The organism is Pseudoalteromonas sp. APC 3694 (assembly GCF_030407565.1).
GTDB classification, from domain to species: Bacteria; Pseudomonadota; Gammaproteobacteria; order Enterobacterales; family Alteromonadaceae; genus Pseudoalteromonas; species Pseudoalteromonas tetraodonis.
Genome location: NZ_JASDDE010000072.1, coordinates 1 through 17,126, shown reverse-complemented (window position 1 = coordinate 17,126; position 17,126 = coordinate 1). Strand labels below are relative to the sequence as shown.

The 17,126-nt window shown below is 40.1% G+C and carries 12 protein-coding genes and 2 pseudogenes; 4 read left to right on the top strand and 10 right to left on the bottom strand.

The window, feature by feature from the left end:
* Positions 1–96: 96 nt before the first annotated feature.
* From QMA00_RS16965 to dgt, 3 genes are all read right to left on the bottom strand, one after another.
* Positions 97–945, bottom strand: a complete 849-nt coding sequence (locus QMA00_RS16965; RefSeq protein ID WP_076922983.1) for a transporter substrate-binding domain-containing protein — start codon at positions 943–945, stop codon at positions 97–99.
* Between the two features lie 541 nt (positions 946–1,486).
* Complete coding sequence (locus QMA00_RS16960) at positions 1,487–2,923, bottom strand: hypothetical protein (protein ID WP_076922982.1); 1,437 nt, start codon at positions 2,921–2,923, stop codon at positions 1,487–1,489.
* 93 nt (positions 2,924–3,016) lie between these two features.
* Entirely contained in the window at positions 3,017–4,480 is a 1,464-nt protein-coding gene (gene dgt / locus QMA00_RS16955; protein WP_076922981.1) for a dGTPase, read from the bottom strand.
* A gap of 153 nt (positions 4,481–4,633) precedes the next feature.
* Between dgt and QMA00_RS16950 the strand changes: the two genes are divergently transcribed.
* A complete protein-coding gene (locus tag QMA00_RS16950; RefSeq protein WP_076922980.1) occupies positions 4,634–5,836 on the top strand; it encodes an ectonucleotide pyrophosphatase/phosphodiesterase in 1,203 nt (400 codons plus the stop codon).
* A 57-nt stretch (positions 5,837–5,893) separates the two neighbouring features.
* Here the strand turns inward: QMA00_RS16950 and QMA00_RS16945 are convergent, their stop codons facing one another.
* The 5 genes and pseudogenes from QMA00_RS16945 to QMA00_RS16925 all read right to left on the bottom strand — a co-directional run.
* Entirely contained in the window at positions 5,894–7,222 is a 1,329-nt protein-coding gene (locus QMA00_RS16945) for an ATP-binding protein (protein ID WP_083703545.1), read from the bottom strand.
* On the bottom strand, positions 7,215–7,904 hold the full coding sequence (locus QMA00_RS16940) for a response regulator transcription factor (RefSeq protein WP_076922979.1): 690 nt from the start codon (positions 7,902–7,904) through the stop codon (positions 7,215–7,217). The genes QMA00_RS16945 and QMA00_RS16940 overlap by 8 nt, the downstream gene beginning before the upstream one ends.
* Positions 7,904–8,437, bottom strand: coding sequence for a PepSY domain-containing protein (locus tag QMA00_RS16935; RefSeq protein WP_076922978.1), 534 nt, complete (start codon positions 8,435–8,437; stop codon positions 7,904–7,906). Before QMA00_RS16935 ends, QMA00_RS16940 begins: the two co-directional genes overlap by 1 nt.
* A gap of 141 nt (positions 8,438–8,578) precedes the next feature.
* Positions 8,579–9,895: a DUF5666 domain-containing protein gene (locus QMA00_RS16930; protein ID WP_076922977.1), complete on the bottom strand. Its 1,317-nt coding sequence runs from the start codon at positions 9,893–9,895 to the stop codon at positions 8,579–8,581.
* Positions 9,896–10,274: 379 nt separating this feature from the next.
* A pseudogene (locus QMA00_RS16925) lies at positions 10,275–10,646 on the bottom strand (M12 family metallo-peptidase); the annotation flags it as partial.
* 336 nt (positions 10,647–10,982) lie between these two features.
* On the opposite strand from QMA00_RS16925, the gene QMA00_RS16920 reads away from it, so the two are divergent.
* The gene (locus QMA00_RS16920) at positions 10,983–12,140 is read left to right on the top strand and encodes a benzoate/H(+) symporter BenE family transporter (protein ID WP_076922976.1); all 1,158 of its coding nucleotides are present in this window, start codon (positions 10,983–10,985) and stop codon (positions 12,138–12,140) included.
* Positions 12,141–12,297: 157 nt separating this feature from the next.
* Here the strand turns inward: QMA00_RS16920 and hemH are convergent, their stop codons facing one another.
* Positions 12,298–13,317: a ferrochelatase gene (gene hemH, locus QMA00_RS16915; RefSeq protein ID WP_036983660.1), complete on the bottom strand. Its 1,020-nt coding sequence runs from the start codon at positions 13,315–13,317 to the stop codon at positions 12,298–12,300.
* A gap of 78 nt (positions 13,318–13,395) precedes the next feature.
* Positions 13,396–13,788 (bottom strand): annotated as a pseudogene (locus QMA00_RS16910) (two-component system response regulator); the annotation flags it as partial.
* Between QMA00_RS16910 and QMA00_RS16905 the strand changes: the two are divergent.
* Together QMA00_RS16905 and QMA00_RS16900 are read left to right on the top strand one after the other, a co-directional pair.
* Complete coding sequence (locus QMA00_RS16905; RefSeq protein WP_356947898.1) at positions 13,784–14,218, top strand: IS982 family transposase; 435 nt, start codon at positions 13,784–13,786, stop codon at positions 14,216–14,218. The pseudogene QMA00_RS16910 and the gene QMA00_RS16905 overlap by 5 nt on opposite strands.
* 270 nt (positions 14,219–14,488) lie before the next feature.
* Positions 14,489–17,017: a TonB-dependent receptor gene (locus QMA00_RS16900; RefSeq protein ID WP_076922974.1), complete on the top strand. Its 2,529-nt coding sequence runs from the start codon at positions 14,489–14,491 to the stop codon at positions 17,015–17,017.
* Positions 17,018–17,126 lie beyond the last annotated feature (109 nt).

Below are 17,126 nucleotides of genomic sequence, written 5' to 3'. Positions count from 1 at the left end.
AACCTAAAACCTAAAACCTAAAACCTAAAACCTAAAACCTAAAACCTAAAACCTAGCTCGTAGCCCGAAACCTGCGTTCCAAACATCTCCGCTAGGTCAGTCGGCCAGGGCGCTATTTGTGGGCTGATAAGCGCCATTATCTAACGCATCAAAGTAAGTTTGGTAGCGACCATTTTGTTTAAATTTAAGTAATTGCTGATTAAAAATCTCAAGCCATTGTTTACTGTATTCGTTATTTTTAGGGAACATGACAAAGCTTTTATTGATTAATAGTGGCCTAGGGTGATGCACAATGGCATTTTTTATTGTAGGTAGTTGACCTGCCAATATGTGATAGCCAACGCTTTTTTCCTCGGCAAAGGCGTCTATTCTGCCCATAGCTAAGCGTTTAAAGTTTTGCTCTGTGGTACTTACTCGCGACATATCAAATAGACCCGCTTGTAGTGCTTTATCAAACTCTTCGCCATAGCTGTAAGCAAGCCCACCACCGAGTAATAAGCCTTTTAAATCGTTTAGGTTTTGCCAATCAAAAGGGCGTTTTTTGTGATAAAAAAATACAAAACACTCGTTTAACACTGGCTCACTGTAAAAATAATCCTCAGTACGTTGTTGTTCAAACATCCATACGGCGGTGGCTGCGTATTTATCATTAATGGTGTCGTGGTAAGCACGCGGCCAGGGTAAAAAGGTAAAGTTAACCTTAATATTGGCTTGTGCAAATAAGTCGGTGATTAAATGGGCAATCACACCTTGATGAGGTAATGATTCACTTAAAAAAGGAGGCCATTCGCCGGTACTTATATTTAAAGTAGTGGTATGTGTGGGCTGTTCGTTTTTGGGTTGAATTGCTTCAATTGCGTTACTGTAATCACTCACTAAAGCCATCAGACAAAAAGATGCGGTAAAAATAAGGTATCTTAATTTAGCTGATAACATCACATGCATATGTATAGTTTACTCCTTCTTAGCCATTAGGTTGTGACCGGTGTTGTTTAAAAAGTAGACTATTGTAGTGAGTGAAACTGAATGCACGCTTAAACTAGAACAGTCGCAATAATACTTAATCATTTTACGGGGCTAAACGTGTCGCTACCTGCGTTAAAAAACTCTCATTACGACTGCATGGATGCAGAAGGTAGAGCAATGCAGGAGCAATTGCTGAGAACAACTAAATAACATGAACTCCGGATAATAAATCCATCTCAAGCAGCTATTTTCAGCGCTAACTGCGTTGAATTTACTTGCAATAGGCTAGCTATTGACGCGTAATTTCGCCTTGTTTTCACTAAAAATCTCTAGCTTGAGAAAATAAACATAAATATCATTTTGATTCAATATGTTAGTAAATCTCTTAACCAGAGTTCAGGTTAAATAGCAAATTTTTTGCCTAGCTATCAACACATTTTTCCTGCCTCAAAACAGACCACTTGATTAAGCGAATTGGTTTAGATTTAAAGCCACCTTTTAATAAGTACAGCGTACTCTATTATTCTTTTGTTTGCATGTTTTTTGCGCGCTCTTCAGCTTCAATTAGTGCTTGTGATTTAGGGGCGCGTTGCTTTTCTTCCACTTTCGGTTTTTGTGGTGAATTTGGATCCCAACTTTCATCAAGCGATAAGTTAGCAAATGGGTTACTGCTTTGTGGCGGTATATCAGGCTTAGTGGGTTCAACTGGCGATACCTTTACTTGTTCTGGTTTTATCGCACTTTTTTTAGTGGGTAAGGGGGCGTTGGGATCGAAGGTGCGTATTTCAGGCTCTTTAAAGTCGTGCTCGGTAGATGGTGTTAACGGTGAGCGCGGTTGTTTAGGCGAATGCAAGTCTGCCTTTGGTTGTTGAGGTGAAATGGGCTCAGCTGCAATAGGTGCTTCTTTTTTAGTCGCTGGTACAGGCTCGCTAGGCTGATTAACCGGCTTGCGCTGTTTTTTGATTGGTTTGGCTTCGGGATCAAAGTCTCTTACTTGTGGCTCTGCATGCTCGGTGGCATTTTTTATCCGTTCTAAAGTGGCTTTAGCGGCGGCTTCAAACTCTGCGGTATTCGGGATTTGCTTTACTTTAGCTGTGCTCACTTCGTTTGCGTTTGGCTCGCTTTTGCTGGTATCAAGAGTCTTAGATTCATCAATAGCAGTACTACTTTGCTTGTCATCGCACTTTGTAGGGGGAGCAGCTAGTGGCATACTGGTATCGGCAGGCTCGTTATTTTGCTTAACATGGCGTAGGCGCATTAATACAACAACCCCAATTATTACCACTAAGAGTAGCGCCACACTGGGTAATACTAGCGACAACATATTTGATTTTTTAGGGATTAATGAGGCAATACTGTTAACTTGCTCTGTGGCATTTACGGTAACCGGCATGGCCGTTTTTAAAGGCTCTACTGTTGATTTTGTAACTGCTGGAGTTGTGTTGTTTTGCGTGGTTGTATCAATGCTAGGCTGATCATTTGTTGTTATGTTGCTTTGTGACTTATTTGTCGCTGTAATTGCTGATGCTGGAACAGTTGTACTTTGAGTATGTTTAATACTTTGCTCAATATCTTGCTCAGACGTTGTTGCTACTGTTTGTTCAACGTTTGATTTTGCGCTTTGCTGTGCAAGTGATGACTGGGTTTGACTCTGTGCAATAGGGGCATTTACAACAGATAAAACAGGCTCAGTTACTTGCGGTTTTGTAATCTCAGGTATGGGTTGTTCAATAATGGGTTGCGGTTTAGGCTTTGTTGCTGGTTGAGTACGTGCCGGGTTACTGCAGTTTTTTTTGTAGTCGCGAGCGGCGTTACGGTACTTACGGCTAGTTTTGTTGTCACTATATTGCTGCATTTCTTGTTTTATAAGAATGCACATCGCTTCGTTGTAAGCGACACTGCTGGCACTATAAAACAAAGTAAAACAAAAAAGTAAGCAACTCAGTAACGGTTTCATAAAACTCAAAAGCGGTTAAGCATCAATGCACTAATTTTAAGCGTAAAGTAAAAAATTATCTAGGGCTTAGCAATTTCGCGCGCTAAGCCTAAATTAGTCAATTACCATTAAGCTGCGGTACTCGTCGTAAGCAAATTGGTCGGTCATGCCGCTTATGTAGTCTTGAATGAGTCTACATCTGTAATAAAACTCATAAGCTGCAAAGTGGTCGGGCTCTTCTTGCATGGCATTTATAGCGTGCTGATAGCTACTTAAATGTTTTTTAGAGAGTTTTTTAACTAATCTCGATTCTATTAATAAACGGTTGTCGCCATGTAGTGCGCGTTTAAAGTTGTCGCTAGTTAATTGCAGTAACGGTTTATAGCATTCTAGTAGGCCGTTAATAATACGGTAGCCTTGTAGTTCGAGCTTTTCGACCTCTTTATGAGAAAATACATGCTCAAGTGCCACTTGCTTTAGGGCTTGGGTTACTGCATGCAGGTAGCTGCGGTCTTCTAATAATGCATGGTTAAAGTCACCATGATAAATTGGCTCTATGTTTTCAATAAAGCGTTTAGCAGCATGATTTACTAATGGGTGCAGTAACGATACACGCAAATAAATAAAAAATTCACTATTAAAATTAAAGGGCTGTGCTTGCGCGCGTTCAATTGCGTAATTAATTGCATCATCAACAAAGCTTTGATGTTGGGTGTCGTTTAAGGCTAAGTTAATTAACGCTTTTTGATACTGCTTTTTTAGTTGCTCGCATAATAACTGTGTGGTGATTATGTCTTTTTCTACCGCATCTTCTATGTCAGCCAAGCAATAAGAAATATCGTCAGCGGCTTCCATTATGTAACTGGCTGGGTGGCGGCAATTCGGCTCCATTTTGAGCTCAGTTTGCAGTGCCTCTACAAAGCTTTTTTCACTGTAGTAGTAGCCCACTTTTTTCATAATGTAGTTTTTATTTTGTGGGATATCTTGCTTCGCTAAGCTGGCAGGGCGGGTGTACTTTAAAATTGCCGCACTTTGGCTGTAGGTTAAATTTAGGCTCAGCAATGAGTGAATAATACGTATGCCTTGGGCGTTGCCTTCAAAACTGCAAATATCTTGCGCTAAATGTTTAAAAATAACGCCTATACTGCTATTGGCTGTTTGGCAACGCTCAGGCGTAATACTGGCCAAGTTAGCATTAAACCAATTATTAATGGCGGCCTCGCCAAAGTGACCAAATGGCGGGTTACCAATATCGTGCATTAGGCAGGCCATTTCTACTAGGGTTTCTAGCGGGCGTTCTAAGCCTGATAAACCATATTCTTTTTGCTGTTGGTAATTTAAGTTGGCAAAAACACGCTGCACAATAAATCGACCAACTTGTTGTACTTCTAATGAGTGAGTAAGGCGCGAGCGCACGGCTGCATTGCGTTCAAGCGGAAATACTTGGGTTTTTTGTTGCAGCCGACGAATGGCTGCACTATTAATAATTCGGCCACGATCGCTCTCAAGCGCCATTTGTAAATTGGCCGTCGTGCGCTGCATACGCGCTGGGCTGATTTTGCTGCTGAAGTCGATCATAGCAATCCTTTTATTTTGCACGTTGGGCTCTTATTAAGCGCACAGTTATATTTTTTAGTGAGCCATCTTTAATCTATCAGCATGTATCATAAAGTAACAACTTGCTTTAGTATTATTTTTTATAAAATTAACATACATCTATAGGTGTTTAAAATGAAGTTGTGGATCACAAAGGCTGTCTGTTTTTGCCTTTTATTAGGGATGAATAATGCGTTTGCAGCCAAGGAGCAAACAGTAGTGATGATTTCAATTGATGGCTTGCGTTGGGATTATATTGAAAAGCACGGTGCACCCAATTTAAAAGCAATGGCTGAGCAAGGGGTTAGAGCACAAAAAATGCAGCCAGTTTATCCTACTAAAACGTTTCCAAATCATATTTCGGTGATTACTGGTTTACTACCCGTTAACCACGGTATTGTTGACAATAAATTTTGTGACAAAGCGCGCAATAATCAATGCTACAGCATGGGTAAAGGCCAAAAAGACAGTACTTGGGTACGTGGTACTCCATTATGGAATTTAGTAAAAATGCATGGGCTTAAATCGGCGGTGTATTTTTGGCCTGAGTCGGATGCGCGCTTTAATGGTATGACGCCTGATTACTATTTTCATTATTCTAAACAAGGTAACTACCAAGACAGAATTGACCAAATTGTACAGTGGTTAAGTTTGCCTCAAGCGCAGCGCCCACGTTTTGTAGCCAGTTACTTTTCGCTGGTTGATAGTATGGGGCATGAGTTTGGCCCAGATGCAGTACAAACACGTGACGCTGTTCATAAGTTAGACGCCTTAATGGGGCAATTACGTACTCGCTTGAGCAAATTATCTCAGGATATAAACTTAGTAATTGTTTCTGATCATGGCATGGCACAGGTTGATCCTGAGCAAAGCATTATTGTTAGCAGTTTACCTAAAGATGATAATTTTATTATTGTGAATACCGGTCCTCGTTTACTTATTTATACTAAAAGCGATGCTAAAAATGCAGATATTGACGCGTATAAAGCACGCTTACAAAAAGCGGCTAAGGGGCGTTATAGTGTTTTAAGTAGCGAACAGCTTGAAGGCTACCATTATAATAGTGGGAGCCGAGTGGGTGATATTGTGGTGCAAACCAATGCGCCTGCGGTATTTAGTAACGGTACTAAAGCGCCTTATTTAGGTACACATGGCTATGCTTATAGTGATGATATGGCTGCCACCTTTATAGCTGCAGGTCCTGCGTTTAAACAAGGGATGAGTATTGAGCTGGTGAATAATTTAGATATTTACCCTGTGCTTGCCAAGGTAATGGGGCTAACGCTAATGAGTAAAGTGGATAGTGATGGCAAAACGTTAATGCCTGCTATTAAATAAAAAATAGCAGTGCATTAATTAGCTGCGCACTTTTAGGCTTTTAACTTACTCAATTTGTTAATGACTAATAGTGCTGCTAAATCCGTTTTCATCACTTTGCAGGGTAAGTGTAAAGTGGTGGCGATCGCAAATAGCTTTTACAGTGGCAAGGCCTAATCCAAAGCCGTCTTTTTGCCTTGCAAGGTCGCTTCTGTAAAAGCGTTTGGTTAACTGGCTTAGCTGTTGTTTATTTACCCCTTTACCGTTATCGCTAATTTTTATACTGCCTCTAGAAAGCGTTATTGTAATTTTAGCGTGGTTACCAGCATATTTAATGGCGTTTTGTAGCAAGTTATAACATGCTTGAAACAGTAAGTTTTTGTCTCCTTCAAAAATAAGCTCGTGGTTTTTATGCAGAATTATGTGCTGCTGGTTTTGCTCTGCTGTGGGTTCAAGAATATCTATTATGTCGCTCATTAGAGTAAAGCCATTAACGGGCTCTAATTTTAGTGGAAATTGCCCATGTTCTAAACGTGTTAGCTTTAGCATGGCATCAAAGGTATGTAATACGCTTTCTAGTTGCTCTATTGCTATGCCTAGGCTTGGTTGCTTAATGGCTTCATTTTCTAAATGTAAACGCAAGCGGGTTAGCGGGGTTTTTAAATCGTGGGCAATGTTGTCGGTAATCCCTTGTACTAAAGCAAAGTTTTCTTCAATGCTTTGCAGCATGGTATTGATATGCTTGGCTAAAGTAACAAATTCATCACCTTTTTGTTTATGCACTACTCGCGCCGATAAATCGCCTTTTTGTACTTTCTCGGCCACGTTATTAAAATAATTTACGCGGCGTAAATGTCGTCTAGCAAATATATAACCAAACACACATGTGAGTACTAAGCTAAGTAAACACGCCCATGTAGCAATGGTTTTAAACTCTGTAATTAAGCGACTTAAATGCTCAGTAGCTGTAGCAATAACTATTTTGCCGTGTTTTGTTTTTACTATGCCTGTGGTTAATAAACGTATTTGGCCGCGCTGCGTATCGAGTACTGGAAACTCAACGGTTTTTGGAAGTTTAGGTATATCGTTTGGAAAAAAGCTCAACCCTTGGCTTTGAGTTTCGTCGTTTTGCCAAAAAATTAAAATATCGCCTTCGTTTCTAAAAATATTAAGTTGCTTAAAAAACGAGGCTTTATCAAATTTATTAGCTAGCCCCTCTATACGCACTTGCTCGGCGTTTAACCGCCTTTCTACTTGGCGTGTTTGCTCTCCAAGTAATAGCTGATAAATAAGCACAATACATAAAACCAATACCACAGAGGTAATGGTTGCAAAGGCGAGGGTTAAGCGCCAAACCGAGCTTACCCGTGGGTTAAATTGCCACCATAATGAATGTTTGTTATTCATTGGCGTGCGCTTTTTGTAAGCGATAGCCTACACCTCGTATAGTTTCAATGTTTACATGGGCGTTATGCTGTAAAAGTTTTTTACGAAGCCTAGCAATATGTACATCAATTACGTTGGTGCCTGGGTCAAAATGGTATTCCCACACTGATTCAAACAATAAGGTACGAGTAACTAATTTACTTTGATGCTCTAGCAAAAAGTGTAATATCTTAAATTCTTTTGGTTGTAAGTTTAGCGGTTTTCCGTTTATTTGAGCTTTGTAGTGGCGAAAATCTAGGCTTACGTTTTCAAATTCTACGGTGGTTGTTTTTTGCGTGGATTGCGAAGGGCGTTTTATGAGTTTTTCTACTCTTATTGCAAGCTCAGAAAACGCAAAAGGTTTGGTAAGGTAATCATCTCCACCGGCTTTTAAACCTGCAACTCTTTCATCTACTTTATCAAGTGCTGAAAGTATAAGTACGGGAGTATTTTTACCGGTTGCTCTAAGTGCTGCTAGTACTTGTAGTCCATCGAGTTTTGGTAACATACGGTCAAGTATTATTATGTCGTGTTCTTCGCAGGTAGCCATAAGCAATGCTTGTTGGCCGTCGGCTGCAGTATCTACAGTGTAGCCTTGTTCGTTAAATGCTTTATATAAAAATTCGCGATTTTGTTTATCATCTTCAACTAAAAGCAGCTTCATTAATTACCCCATTGCAGCAGAGGTAAGTTTTTACCTGTGGCTAAATCAATGGCTTTTTTGTGTCTGCCTTTTTCTGTAATAAATGTAGCAACTAGGTAGGTTATGCCAATATCTTGCTCTAATTGCGACTCTAATAAGTAATATGGTGGGGCTGGGCTTATTGATTTTACCAGTTGATGCATGCGGTAGTTTTTTTGCTTCATTAACTTGGCTGCGGCTACTTCGTCTTCTTCGTCAAGTTCTGGCTGTTCGTATTCTTGTTCAATTACTTTACCTTGCGCGTTAACGATTAACTCAATAAAGCGTTTATTTTGCTCATCAAATAAAGTCACTTCGTAAACTGTAATGCCTTTTTCAAACTCAAGTTCAAATTCCACAATTACACCTTGATTGGCATACTTAGTTTCTATTTTATTTAAAATACTTTGAGCCGAAGGATCTTTAGCTGTATTGAGCTTATTAAATATGGCAGGGTTATTTGCTTGGCAAAATGCGCTAACAAAAAGGGTCGCGCTTAATAAAATATATTTCATATATAGGCTCTTGTGGCTTGAACGTTATTTTAATGCAAATTAGTTTATCAAATAAACTTAAGGACATGTTTAACTTTAGTAGGGCATGTTACCGCGAAAGGTAAACAGGCCCTTTGCAAAGTCAAATATAACTTATTGTATTTAATCGTCTAGTACGCAGGCTCTTACTTGGTTAGTGTTTACCCACTGGCACTCAAGTTCTACGTATTGGTTTGTAAATTGCGATAGAGAGCTATCTTCACTTATGTAGCCCCATATTTCAGCTTGGTTATTTGTATTTAATGTAACATTGCCTTTTAAGTGTAGCGTGCTGGTGTTTTCTTCAATTTCGGCCTCAGTAATAAGAGCTTGGCTGTTGTTGTAAGTGCCTTCAAGCTCCAACCATTGCCCGTTTAGAGTTTGTGCAGTTAAGCCATCTTCGTAACGTGTTTGATTAGTAAGCGTAAAGTTATTGCCATTTATAGTAGCGATGTTGTCGCTAACCGACACCTGCCCTGATACTGAAAACGTATAATTTGTTACGGTAGACTCGGTGTTACTACTGTCAAATTCAATATTTGTGGCTAACAATTGGTTGTTATTTTGTTGCCACTGAGCGTCTACTTCAACCCATTGGCCGGTGATTAAATTAGTGGCTGTGCCATCTTCAAATTGAGTTTGATCATTAATAGCAACTTGCCATTTTGAGTTGATAGTTATTAGTGTTTCATCGTTATTTACAAAGGTGATTACGCCTTCAAGCTCTGTTTGCGTGTCATCATTAAAATTAAGGTTTTGCTCGGCATCTACCTCTGTTGCAATAATATGCCCTTCATTTAAAACACCTTCTACCTCTACAAACTGGCCGTTATTTAACGCACCTTCTACCTCGGCTTGTTGGTAGTTAATGAGTAGGTTACCTAAATTAAAAGTGCCAGATTGTGTGTTTAAATTACTTATATTTCCTAGTAATTCAAGTTCTTCTTGACTGTTACTAATTACTGCTTGGTAAGTCACTGCAATGCTATTCGTTGAGTCGATGTATCCGCTTACTTCAAGTAATTCACCTTGGCTAAAGTTTGTGTTTTGAGCATTATTTAAAGTAATGCCTGCAATGCTTAGGGTATCGTCATCAATATACACTGGGCCTTTTAATAGCGGATCGTATTCTATTTCAGTTGCTTGCGAGCCGTTGGTTTCTACTTCAATGTACATACCTACTTTTATGTCTGAAAGGCTGGCGTTGTTGCCATCTAGCTCTACCTTGGCAGAGCTTGCAGGCACTGTGTGGCTGTTTATGGTAATTGCATTACTTGTGACTTCAGATACTTGGCCAATAATAACGCTTGGAAAGTTATTAACCTTAGAAATGACATTGGTTTTATTACTTGATGAGCTGCTGCCACATGCACACAACGCAAGTGAAATTGCAGATAAAGAAATGAGTTTAACAGTACTTTTAATTAGTGAATTATTCATAGCTTACTCCTAGTTATTAATATGGGGTAAGTGTACTTATTACCAAATATTGTAAAGGTGGACGTAACATTAAATTTTGTTAATGTTTAAACTAAATAACCTGAACTCTGGATAATAAATCTATCTCAAGCAGCTATTTTCAGCGCTAACTGCGTTGAATTTACTTGCAATAGGCTAGCTATTGACGCGTAATTTCGCCTTGTTTTCACTGGAAATCTCTGGCTAGAGAAAAATAAACATAAATATTATTTTTGATTCAATACGTTAGTAAATCTCTTAACCAGAGTTCAGGTTAAATAAAAAAAGAGCGCAAATGCGCTCTAAGGGGAAACAATTAAAAAGTGGGCTGTAGGCTCACTTTAGTTACTATTTGCGTTACTTATTTAAAGTTAGCAATACTTGTTTTTGTATCGGTTACAGTACGAATAGCATATGCTTGGTTAGTCACACCAAATGGAATGCCGTTTACGCTTCAATTTGGGTTTGAGAAATAATCGTACTGAGTTGCACTACCAAACACATGTGGGGAGGCCATAATACTGGCAAATTCATTTTGTACACCGTGGCCCATGCCATCAACATATACGCCACCGCTTGTATCGCCTTGCTTAAGAGAATGCGCTAAACCTTGGTTATGACCCAGTTCATGTACGAACGTTGTTGCTCCACAATCAACGGCTGTTATTGAATACATACGGTTGCTCATTGAGCTGTATAAATTGCCATTCGTACCTTGACCAACCCATGCTAGTAATTGTTAATTTTTATCTTAAAAAGAATTAGATCAAATTTAAATTGCAACCATAAAGTAGCAATTGCTTTTTTATAACTTATTGTAAGTATTTACTTTACCTTTTTTAGGTATTTTTTTGGGTTTAATAGGATGGTTTTTTTGTAGTAATGGCGCACCCTGTGGCATGTTTTTGGGTACGTGCATGTTTTTTAAATCATACCGATTTTGACAAGTAAAACTGACCAATAAAATTTTTTAGTAACGTGCTCATTTTTCATTATTCAAAGGGCTAATTGCAAAGTATAAATAGGCAAAGTATGTTGTATCGTTAAACACCTATTAAAAGAGGGAATTATGGCAGGGACTGATCAGTTACTTAGTCGAATTATGGCAGGATTTGTTGCGGTCATTATTGGTTTTTCAAGTTCTATTGCATTGATTTATCAAGTGGTGATCACCTTAGGTGGTACACCTGAACTTGTGGCAAGCTGGATATTAATGCTGGGGCTAGTAATGGGCGGTACCTCTATTGTGCTGTCGTTTTATTATAAGGTGCCCATTTTAATTGCATGGTCGACCACCGGTGCAGCATTACTGATCTCAAGTGCCCAGGGCTACAACTTACATGAAGCGATAGGCGCATTTATGCTATCAGCCTTATTGGTGCTGGTGTCTGGCATTACCGGTTGGTTTGAAAAAATCATGAACCGTATTCCCAGTGAACTGGCCTGTGCTATGTTAGCGGGGGTATTAGTCACATTTGGTATTGATGTATTTAATTTTATGAACGACATGCCATTGGTGATTGGTTTAATGGTGGTGGTGTACTTTATTGGCAAGCGCTTTTTTGCTCGTTTTGCAATGCTAAGTGTATTGTTAGCGGGTATATTTTTAGCCTGGTATATGGGAAATATCGATACCAGCACCGTGCAGTGGCAGGCAAGCAGCTTTGCTTATATTGCACCAAGCTTTAGTTTGCAGGCATTTATAAGTATTAGTATTCCTTTGTATATAGTCACTATGACTTCACAAAACTTACCCGGTTTCGCTATTTTAAAAGCACATAACTATAAAGCGCCAATATCATCGTCATTAACTGTGACCGGGTTGATAAATTTAGTAACCGCGCCATTAGGCACTTATTCAATTAATTTAGCGGCCATTACGGCTGCTATTTGTATGAGCGAAGAGGCCGATAAAAACCCCGATAAGCGCTATTGGGCGAGTATTGCTGGTGGGGTGTTTTACATTATTATGGCGCTGTGTGCTGCAATGCTAGTGGCGATTGTAGCAAGCTTGCCGCAAGCACTGGTATTGGCGTTAGCGGGTATTGCTTTGTTTGGCACCATCGCTAATAGTTTGCAGCAGTCTTTGCACAGTCCTGAATATACAGAAGCGGCCATTATTACCTTTTTAGTTACGGCTTCTGATTTAACATTATGGTCAGTTGGCTCTGCATGCTGGGGGATAATAGCAGGAGCACTCACGTTAATGGTGACACGTAAGCGCTAAGAGCAGATTTTAGGTGTTAGGTGCGGGGAACGGGTGTCGAGCAACGGGTTTGGTACTGTGCGCGCGAGGTAAACTCACACCTACAGTCGAACACCGTACTTGGCTAATCTTTTTCTGATCGCTGACAGCTAAAACCTAACCGCTGCTCTTTGCTGCCTTAAAGCATTGGCTTTAACACATCAAACATAGCGTCTATGTGATCGTCACGGTCGTTAAGCGCTGCTATATAACGGTATTTTTCGCCGCCGGCTTCTTCAAAAATCTCTCGGTTTTCACCTTCTAATTCTTCAAGTGTTTCTAGGCAGTCGGCGCTAAAGGCAGGGCTGATAATAGCCACATCTTTAATTCCTTTGCTAGGTAAGCTCTCAAGAGTTGCATCTGTGTAAGGTTTTAACCATTCAGCTTTACCAAAACGGCTTTGGAAAGTAGTGATCACTTTGTCTTTATCTAGGCCTAGCTTTTCTACCACTAAACGCGTGGTTTGTTGGCATAGGCAGTAATAGGGGTCGCCATTATCTAAAAACTGTTTAGGCATACCATGATATGAAAACACCATTTTTTGTGGCATGCCGTGTTTTTCTAAATCTTCGCTAATGCTGTTAGCAAGCGACTCTAGGTAAGTTAGGTTTTTGTGATACCCATTTACAAAGTGTAGCTCTGGCACCCAGCGCCATTTTTTTAATACATTTGCCACGGCATCAAATGTTGAGCCTGTGGTTGGACTTGAATATTGTGGGTAAAGTGGTAACACAATAATACGGGTTAAGCCTTTATCTCTGAGCTCTTCAAGGCCCGCTTCGATTGATGGATTACCATAGCGCATCGCCATAACCACTTCGGTGTTGGTATAGCCGTGCTGTTTTAATAAGGCATTTAATTTAATGCTTTGTTGGCGTGTAATGTGGGTCAGTGGCGAGCCATTTTCGGTCCATATGCTTTTATACAATTTAGCTGAGCGTTTTGGGCGAATACGCAAAATGATGCCATGGAGAATTATCATCCACACTATACGTGGTATTTCTACAATACGCGGATCTGACAAAAACTCACGTAAGTAAACACGTAACGCGCTTGCTGTGGGGGCATCGGGGCTACCTAAGTTGGTTAATAAAATACCTGTTTTTTGGTTAAAACGCCCGTCGTGGGGATTATCGGTAACGGCAGAAAATCGCGACACTGTGTGCTCCTTCAAGCAATATATTTGAAAGTAACTATTATGGCTTAGTATAACGAATAAAAGAGTATTTTAGATCAATCATTTAGCCGTTTTAACCATAATTCTAAACGGAGTTGGCTTTTTGGCTTCGAGTTGTTGTAGCTTAACAATCGATTTCGTATTGAAAATATGTCCTTAGGCAAAAGCATAATACCTGTATGGCTGTGCAGTGAGTTTGCCAATGTCATATTTTCTTTGAGTTCTTGTGCGCTCATCACCTTTATTGAACCAATAGAGCTGTCAGAGGCGATGAGTTTAGCGTGGCTGGCTTCAAGTGCATCGACAATACGCGGATGATATAAGCAGCCACTGTTTGATTTAATACTATTGAGTGCAAATTGATGGCGTTGTTTTGTTGTAAGTAACGGCTCACTTTGCTCGTAACTCTCCCCAATAGTCACGAGCAACACTAAGCACCATAGCACCAATGGGCTGGTTTTATGGCTTTACACTTCACCTCATCATGAATGATGAAGGGGGTTTATTAGCTGTAAAAGTGACAGCTGGGAATGTTGATGATAGACAGCCGATATTAGATATGGTCGATAATGTTACAGGTAGTTTATACGCTGATAAAGGTTATGTATCTGCAAACCTAAAAGCGGAACTTGCTGAGCAAGGCATTGATTTTATTACAGGTCAACGAAGTAATATGAAACGTCAGCCAATATCATCTTGGGATAGAGCGATGTTATCAAAGCGTTTTATCATTGAAACAGTTTTCGACCAACTGAAAAATATGGCTCAAATAGACCATACAAGGCACCGCAGCTGCATCTCATTTATGGTTAATTTAATGGCTGGATTAATTGCCTATACCTTTCAGACTAAAAAGCCGAGTATAAAAGTGACTCGGCTTTAATTCTTATGCAGATCTGAGGTTAATTATGCATAAAATCTCAATGTTAACATTGTATTAACCTTGGGTGGTGTGATATTAAATTGCAACTTTGGTTGTATTTTGAGCTTTTATAGGTGTTATTTTCCTGTTTTTAAAGCTATTTGCATTCTTATGCTAATTTTATCAAATTTCTGTTTCTTTTTGTTTGTGTATGTTGCTAGGATGTTAGCAATGGGATGCAGGAATATACCCCACACACATTATAAGAATACACAAAACAGGGTCATCATTATGTCAACATATCGTTTAAACACCTTGGCAGTAGCGGTTGCTTTTGCTTTCAGTGCACCAAGTGTGGTTAATGCACAAGAAGCGCCTGCTAAAGCTGAAAAGAATATCGAGCAAATATCTGTGTTAGGGTCGCGAGTTTCTAACCGAACAGCAACAGAGTCGTCATCACCTATTGATTTAATTGACGCGGATGATTTAAACAAAGGCGGCTTTACCGAGCTTGGGCAAAGCTTGCAAGCGACAGCGCCATCGTTTAACTTTTCTCGTACACAAGTTTCTGACGGTTCCGATTTATTTCGCCCAGCAACATTACGCGGTTTACAGCCAGATCAAACGCTGGTTTTAGTCAACGGTAAGCGCCGCCATAATCAATCTATTTTTGGTTTAACTAGTACCGTGGGCGGTGGCTCTGCGGGGACTGATATGAATGCGATCCCGCTTATTGCCTTAAAAGGGGTTGAGGTTTTACGTGATGGTGCGGCGGCGCAGTACGGCTCAGATGCGATTGCGGGGGTTATCAATTTATCACTTAATAACTCAACAGATTTAACCACAGGTTATGTGCAATACGGTGAAACGGCAGAAGGCGATGGGGAAACAATTTCTGCAGGTTTAAATCGTGGTTTTGAACTAGGCAACGAAGGTGGTTTTATTAATTTATCGCTTGAGTACCGCGATGCAGATAAAACCAATCGTGCCGAGCGAGATACTGGAGGTTCGCTTAATGTCGCACCAGGTACTTTATCGGACGAAGTTCGTTGGGGACAAGGTAATGCAGAGAGTGAATTTACTTCGGTATTTTACAATATGACATTGCCAATAAGTGAGGGTGAGCTTTATTCATTTGGTGGTTACTCCGAGCGTACTGCACTAGGTAACGGCTTTTATCGTAACTTTAATGAAGCATCTAAAAACGTAATTCAAGTCTATAGCGATGGATTTTTACCGCAAATAGACAATGAAGCACAGGATATCTCTGTTTCAATTGGTTTTAGAGGCGATATTAACCCTGATTGGAATTACGATGTATCGGCGGTATATGGTGAAAACCAATACGACTTTACATCACGCAATACATTAAATGCCTCTTATGCTGCTGAGTATTTATTTAATAACCCAGGTGCAAGTGATGCCGATATTGCTGCAAATGCAGGACCAACTGAGGGGTATTCGGGTGGCTTTAGGTTTGACCAAACAACCTTTAATGCAGATATAAACGGGATTGTTGATATTGGCCGCAGTGAGCCTGTATACGTGTCAATTGGTGCTGAATACCGTAAAGAAAACTATGAAATTGTACCCGGTGAAGAAGCCTCATACGCGTGTGGCGCTGCTAACACAGATACTTCATACCCATCAGTGAACGATCCGAATCAATTTGCACAATGTGGTTTTCAAGCCTACAACGGCCTTCGCCCTGAAGCATCAAATAAAAGTGATCGCGATAGCTACGCCGTTTATATTGACGCAGAAACCATGGTTACCGATGCGTGGAATGTTAGCGGAGCACTTCGTTACGAAGATTTCTCTAATGCGGGTGACGACATAATTGGTAAAGTAGCCACGCGTTATGAATTTAACGATGATTTTGCGGTACGTGGTGCGATATCAACAGGTTTTAGAGCGCCATCATTACAGCAAAGCGGTTACACTGCGTTTACCACTAACTTAGGTTCTGACGGCACGTTAAGCCAGTCGTTTACAGCAACAACAGGCTCTGCCTTTCCAGCTGCATTAGGCGTTGATAACTTAAAGCTTGAAACATCAACGAACTACAGTGCAGGCTTTGTTTATGATGTAACGAGCGATTTATCGTTAACTGTGGATTTTTACCGTGTAGAAATTGAAGACCGTATTACACTGGGCAGCTTGTTATCGGCTGATGATGTGGCATTTAGTCCTGATGCAGTTGCCGCGCTACAGGCAACGGGTGCAGTACAAGCGAACTACTTTTCAAACTCAGTTAATTCAACAACGCAGGGTGTTGACATTATTACGTCCTACCGTACCGATTTATATGGCGGTAATTTCTCTGCTACGTTTGCTGGTAATTTAAATGAAACTAAAATTGACAGTGTTAATGCAGCACCGGGTATTCCTGAAAATGTAGCACTTGATGATATTCAAAGTAGTTTTTTAACTGATGGGCAGCCGGGCGAACGTGCAACGCTAACGTTTGATTATGAGCGTGACGCGTATAGCTCAATGATCCGCTTTAATTACTTTGGCGAAACCGATGTGAAGTACTTTGGTAATGACCATATTGAACTTGCAACAGATGGCTCATTTAAAGCAACCAGTACGGTAGAATCAGCCGTATTAGTGGATTTAAATGTAAGTTATCAAATTAACGATATGTTTGCGTTATCGGTAGGTGCAGACAATGTATTTGATGAAACACCGGATGAATTAGGCGATGATGAAGTATTAAACGCTATTTCAAATGGGGCATTTAAATACCCTTTACGTGCCGTACCTTACGGCTTTGATGGTCGCACTTACTACGCAAAAGTAAGCTTTAGTTTTTAATTTTATAAGCTAAATAGGCGCCGTTATAAACGGCGCTTTTTTTATGGCTAAAATATATTTAACCTGAACTCTGGATAATAAATCTATCTCAAGCAGCTATTTACAGCGC

Coding starts and splice junctions, on each gene's coding strand:
- QMA00_RS16900 (WP_076922974.1), top strand. CDS start 14,489: ATGTCAACATATCGTTTAAACACCTTGGCAGTAGCGGTTGCTTTTGCT.
- QMA00_RS16930 (WP_076922977.1), bottom strand. CDS start 9,895: ATGAATAATTCACTAATTAAAAGTACTGTTAAACTCATTTCTTTATCT.
- QMA00_RS16905 (WP_356947898.1), top strand. CDS start 13,784: ATGGGCTGGTTTTATGGCTTTACACTTCACCTCATCATGAATGATGAA.
- QMA00_RS16965 (WP_076922983.1), bottom strand. CDS start 945: ATGCATGTGATGTTATCAGCTAAATTAAGATACCTTATTTTTACCGCA.
- dgt (WP_076922981.1), bottom strand. CDS start 4,480: ATGATCGACTTCAGCAGCAAAATCAGCCCAGCGCGTATGCAGCGCACG.
- QMA00_RS16950 (WP_076922980.1), top strand. CDS start 4,634: ATGAAGTTGTGGATCACAAAGGCTGTCTGTTTTTGCCTTTTATTAGGG.
- QMA00_RS16920 (WP_076922976.1), top strand. CDS start 10,983: ATGGCAGGGACTGATCAGTTACTTAGTCGAATTATGGCAGGATTTGTT.
- QMA00_RS16945 (WP_083703545.1), bottom strand. CDS start 7,222: ATGAATAACAAACATTCATTATGGTGGCAATTTAACCCACGGGTAAGC.
- QMA00_RS16960 (WP_076922982.1), bottom strand. CDS start 2,923: ATGAAACCGTTACTGAGTTGCTTACTTTTTTGTTTTACTTTGTTTTAT.
- QMA00_RS16940 (WP_076922979.1), bottom strand. CDS start 7,904: ATGAAGCTGCTTTTAGTTGAAGATGATAAACAAAATCGCGAATTTTTA.
- QMA00_RS16935 (WP_076922978.1), bottom strand. CDS start 8,437: ATGAAATATATTTTATTAAGCGCGACCCTTTTTGTTAGCGCATTTTGC.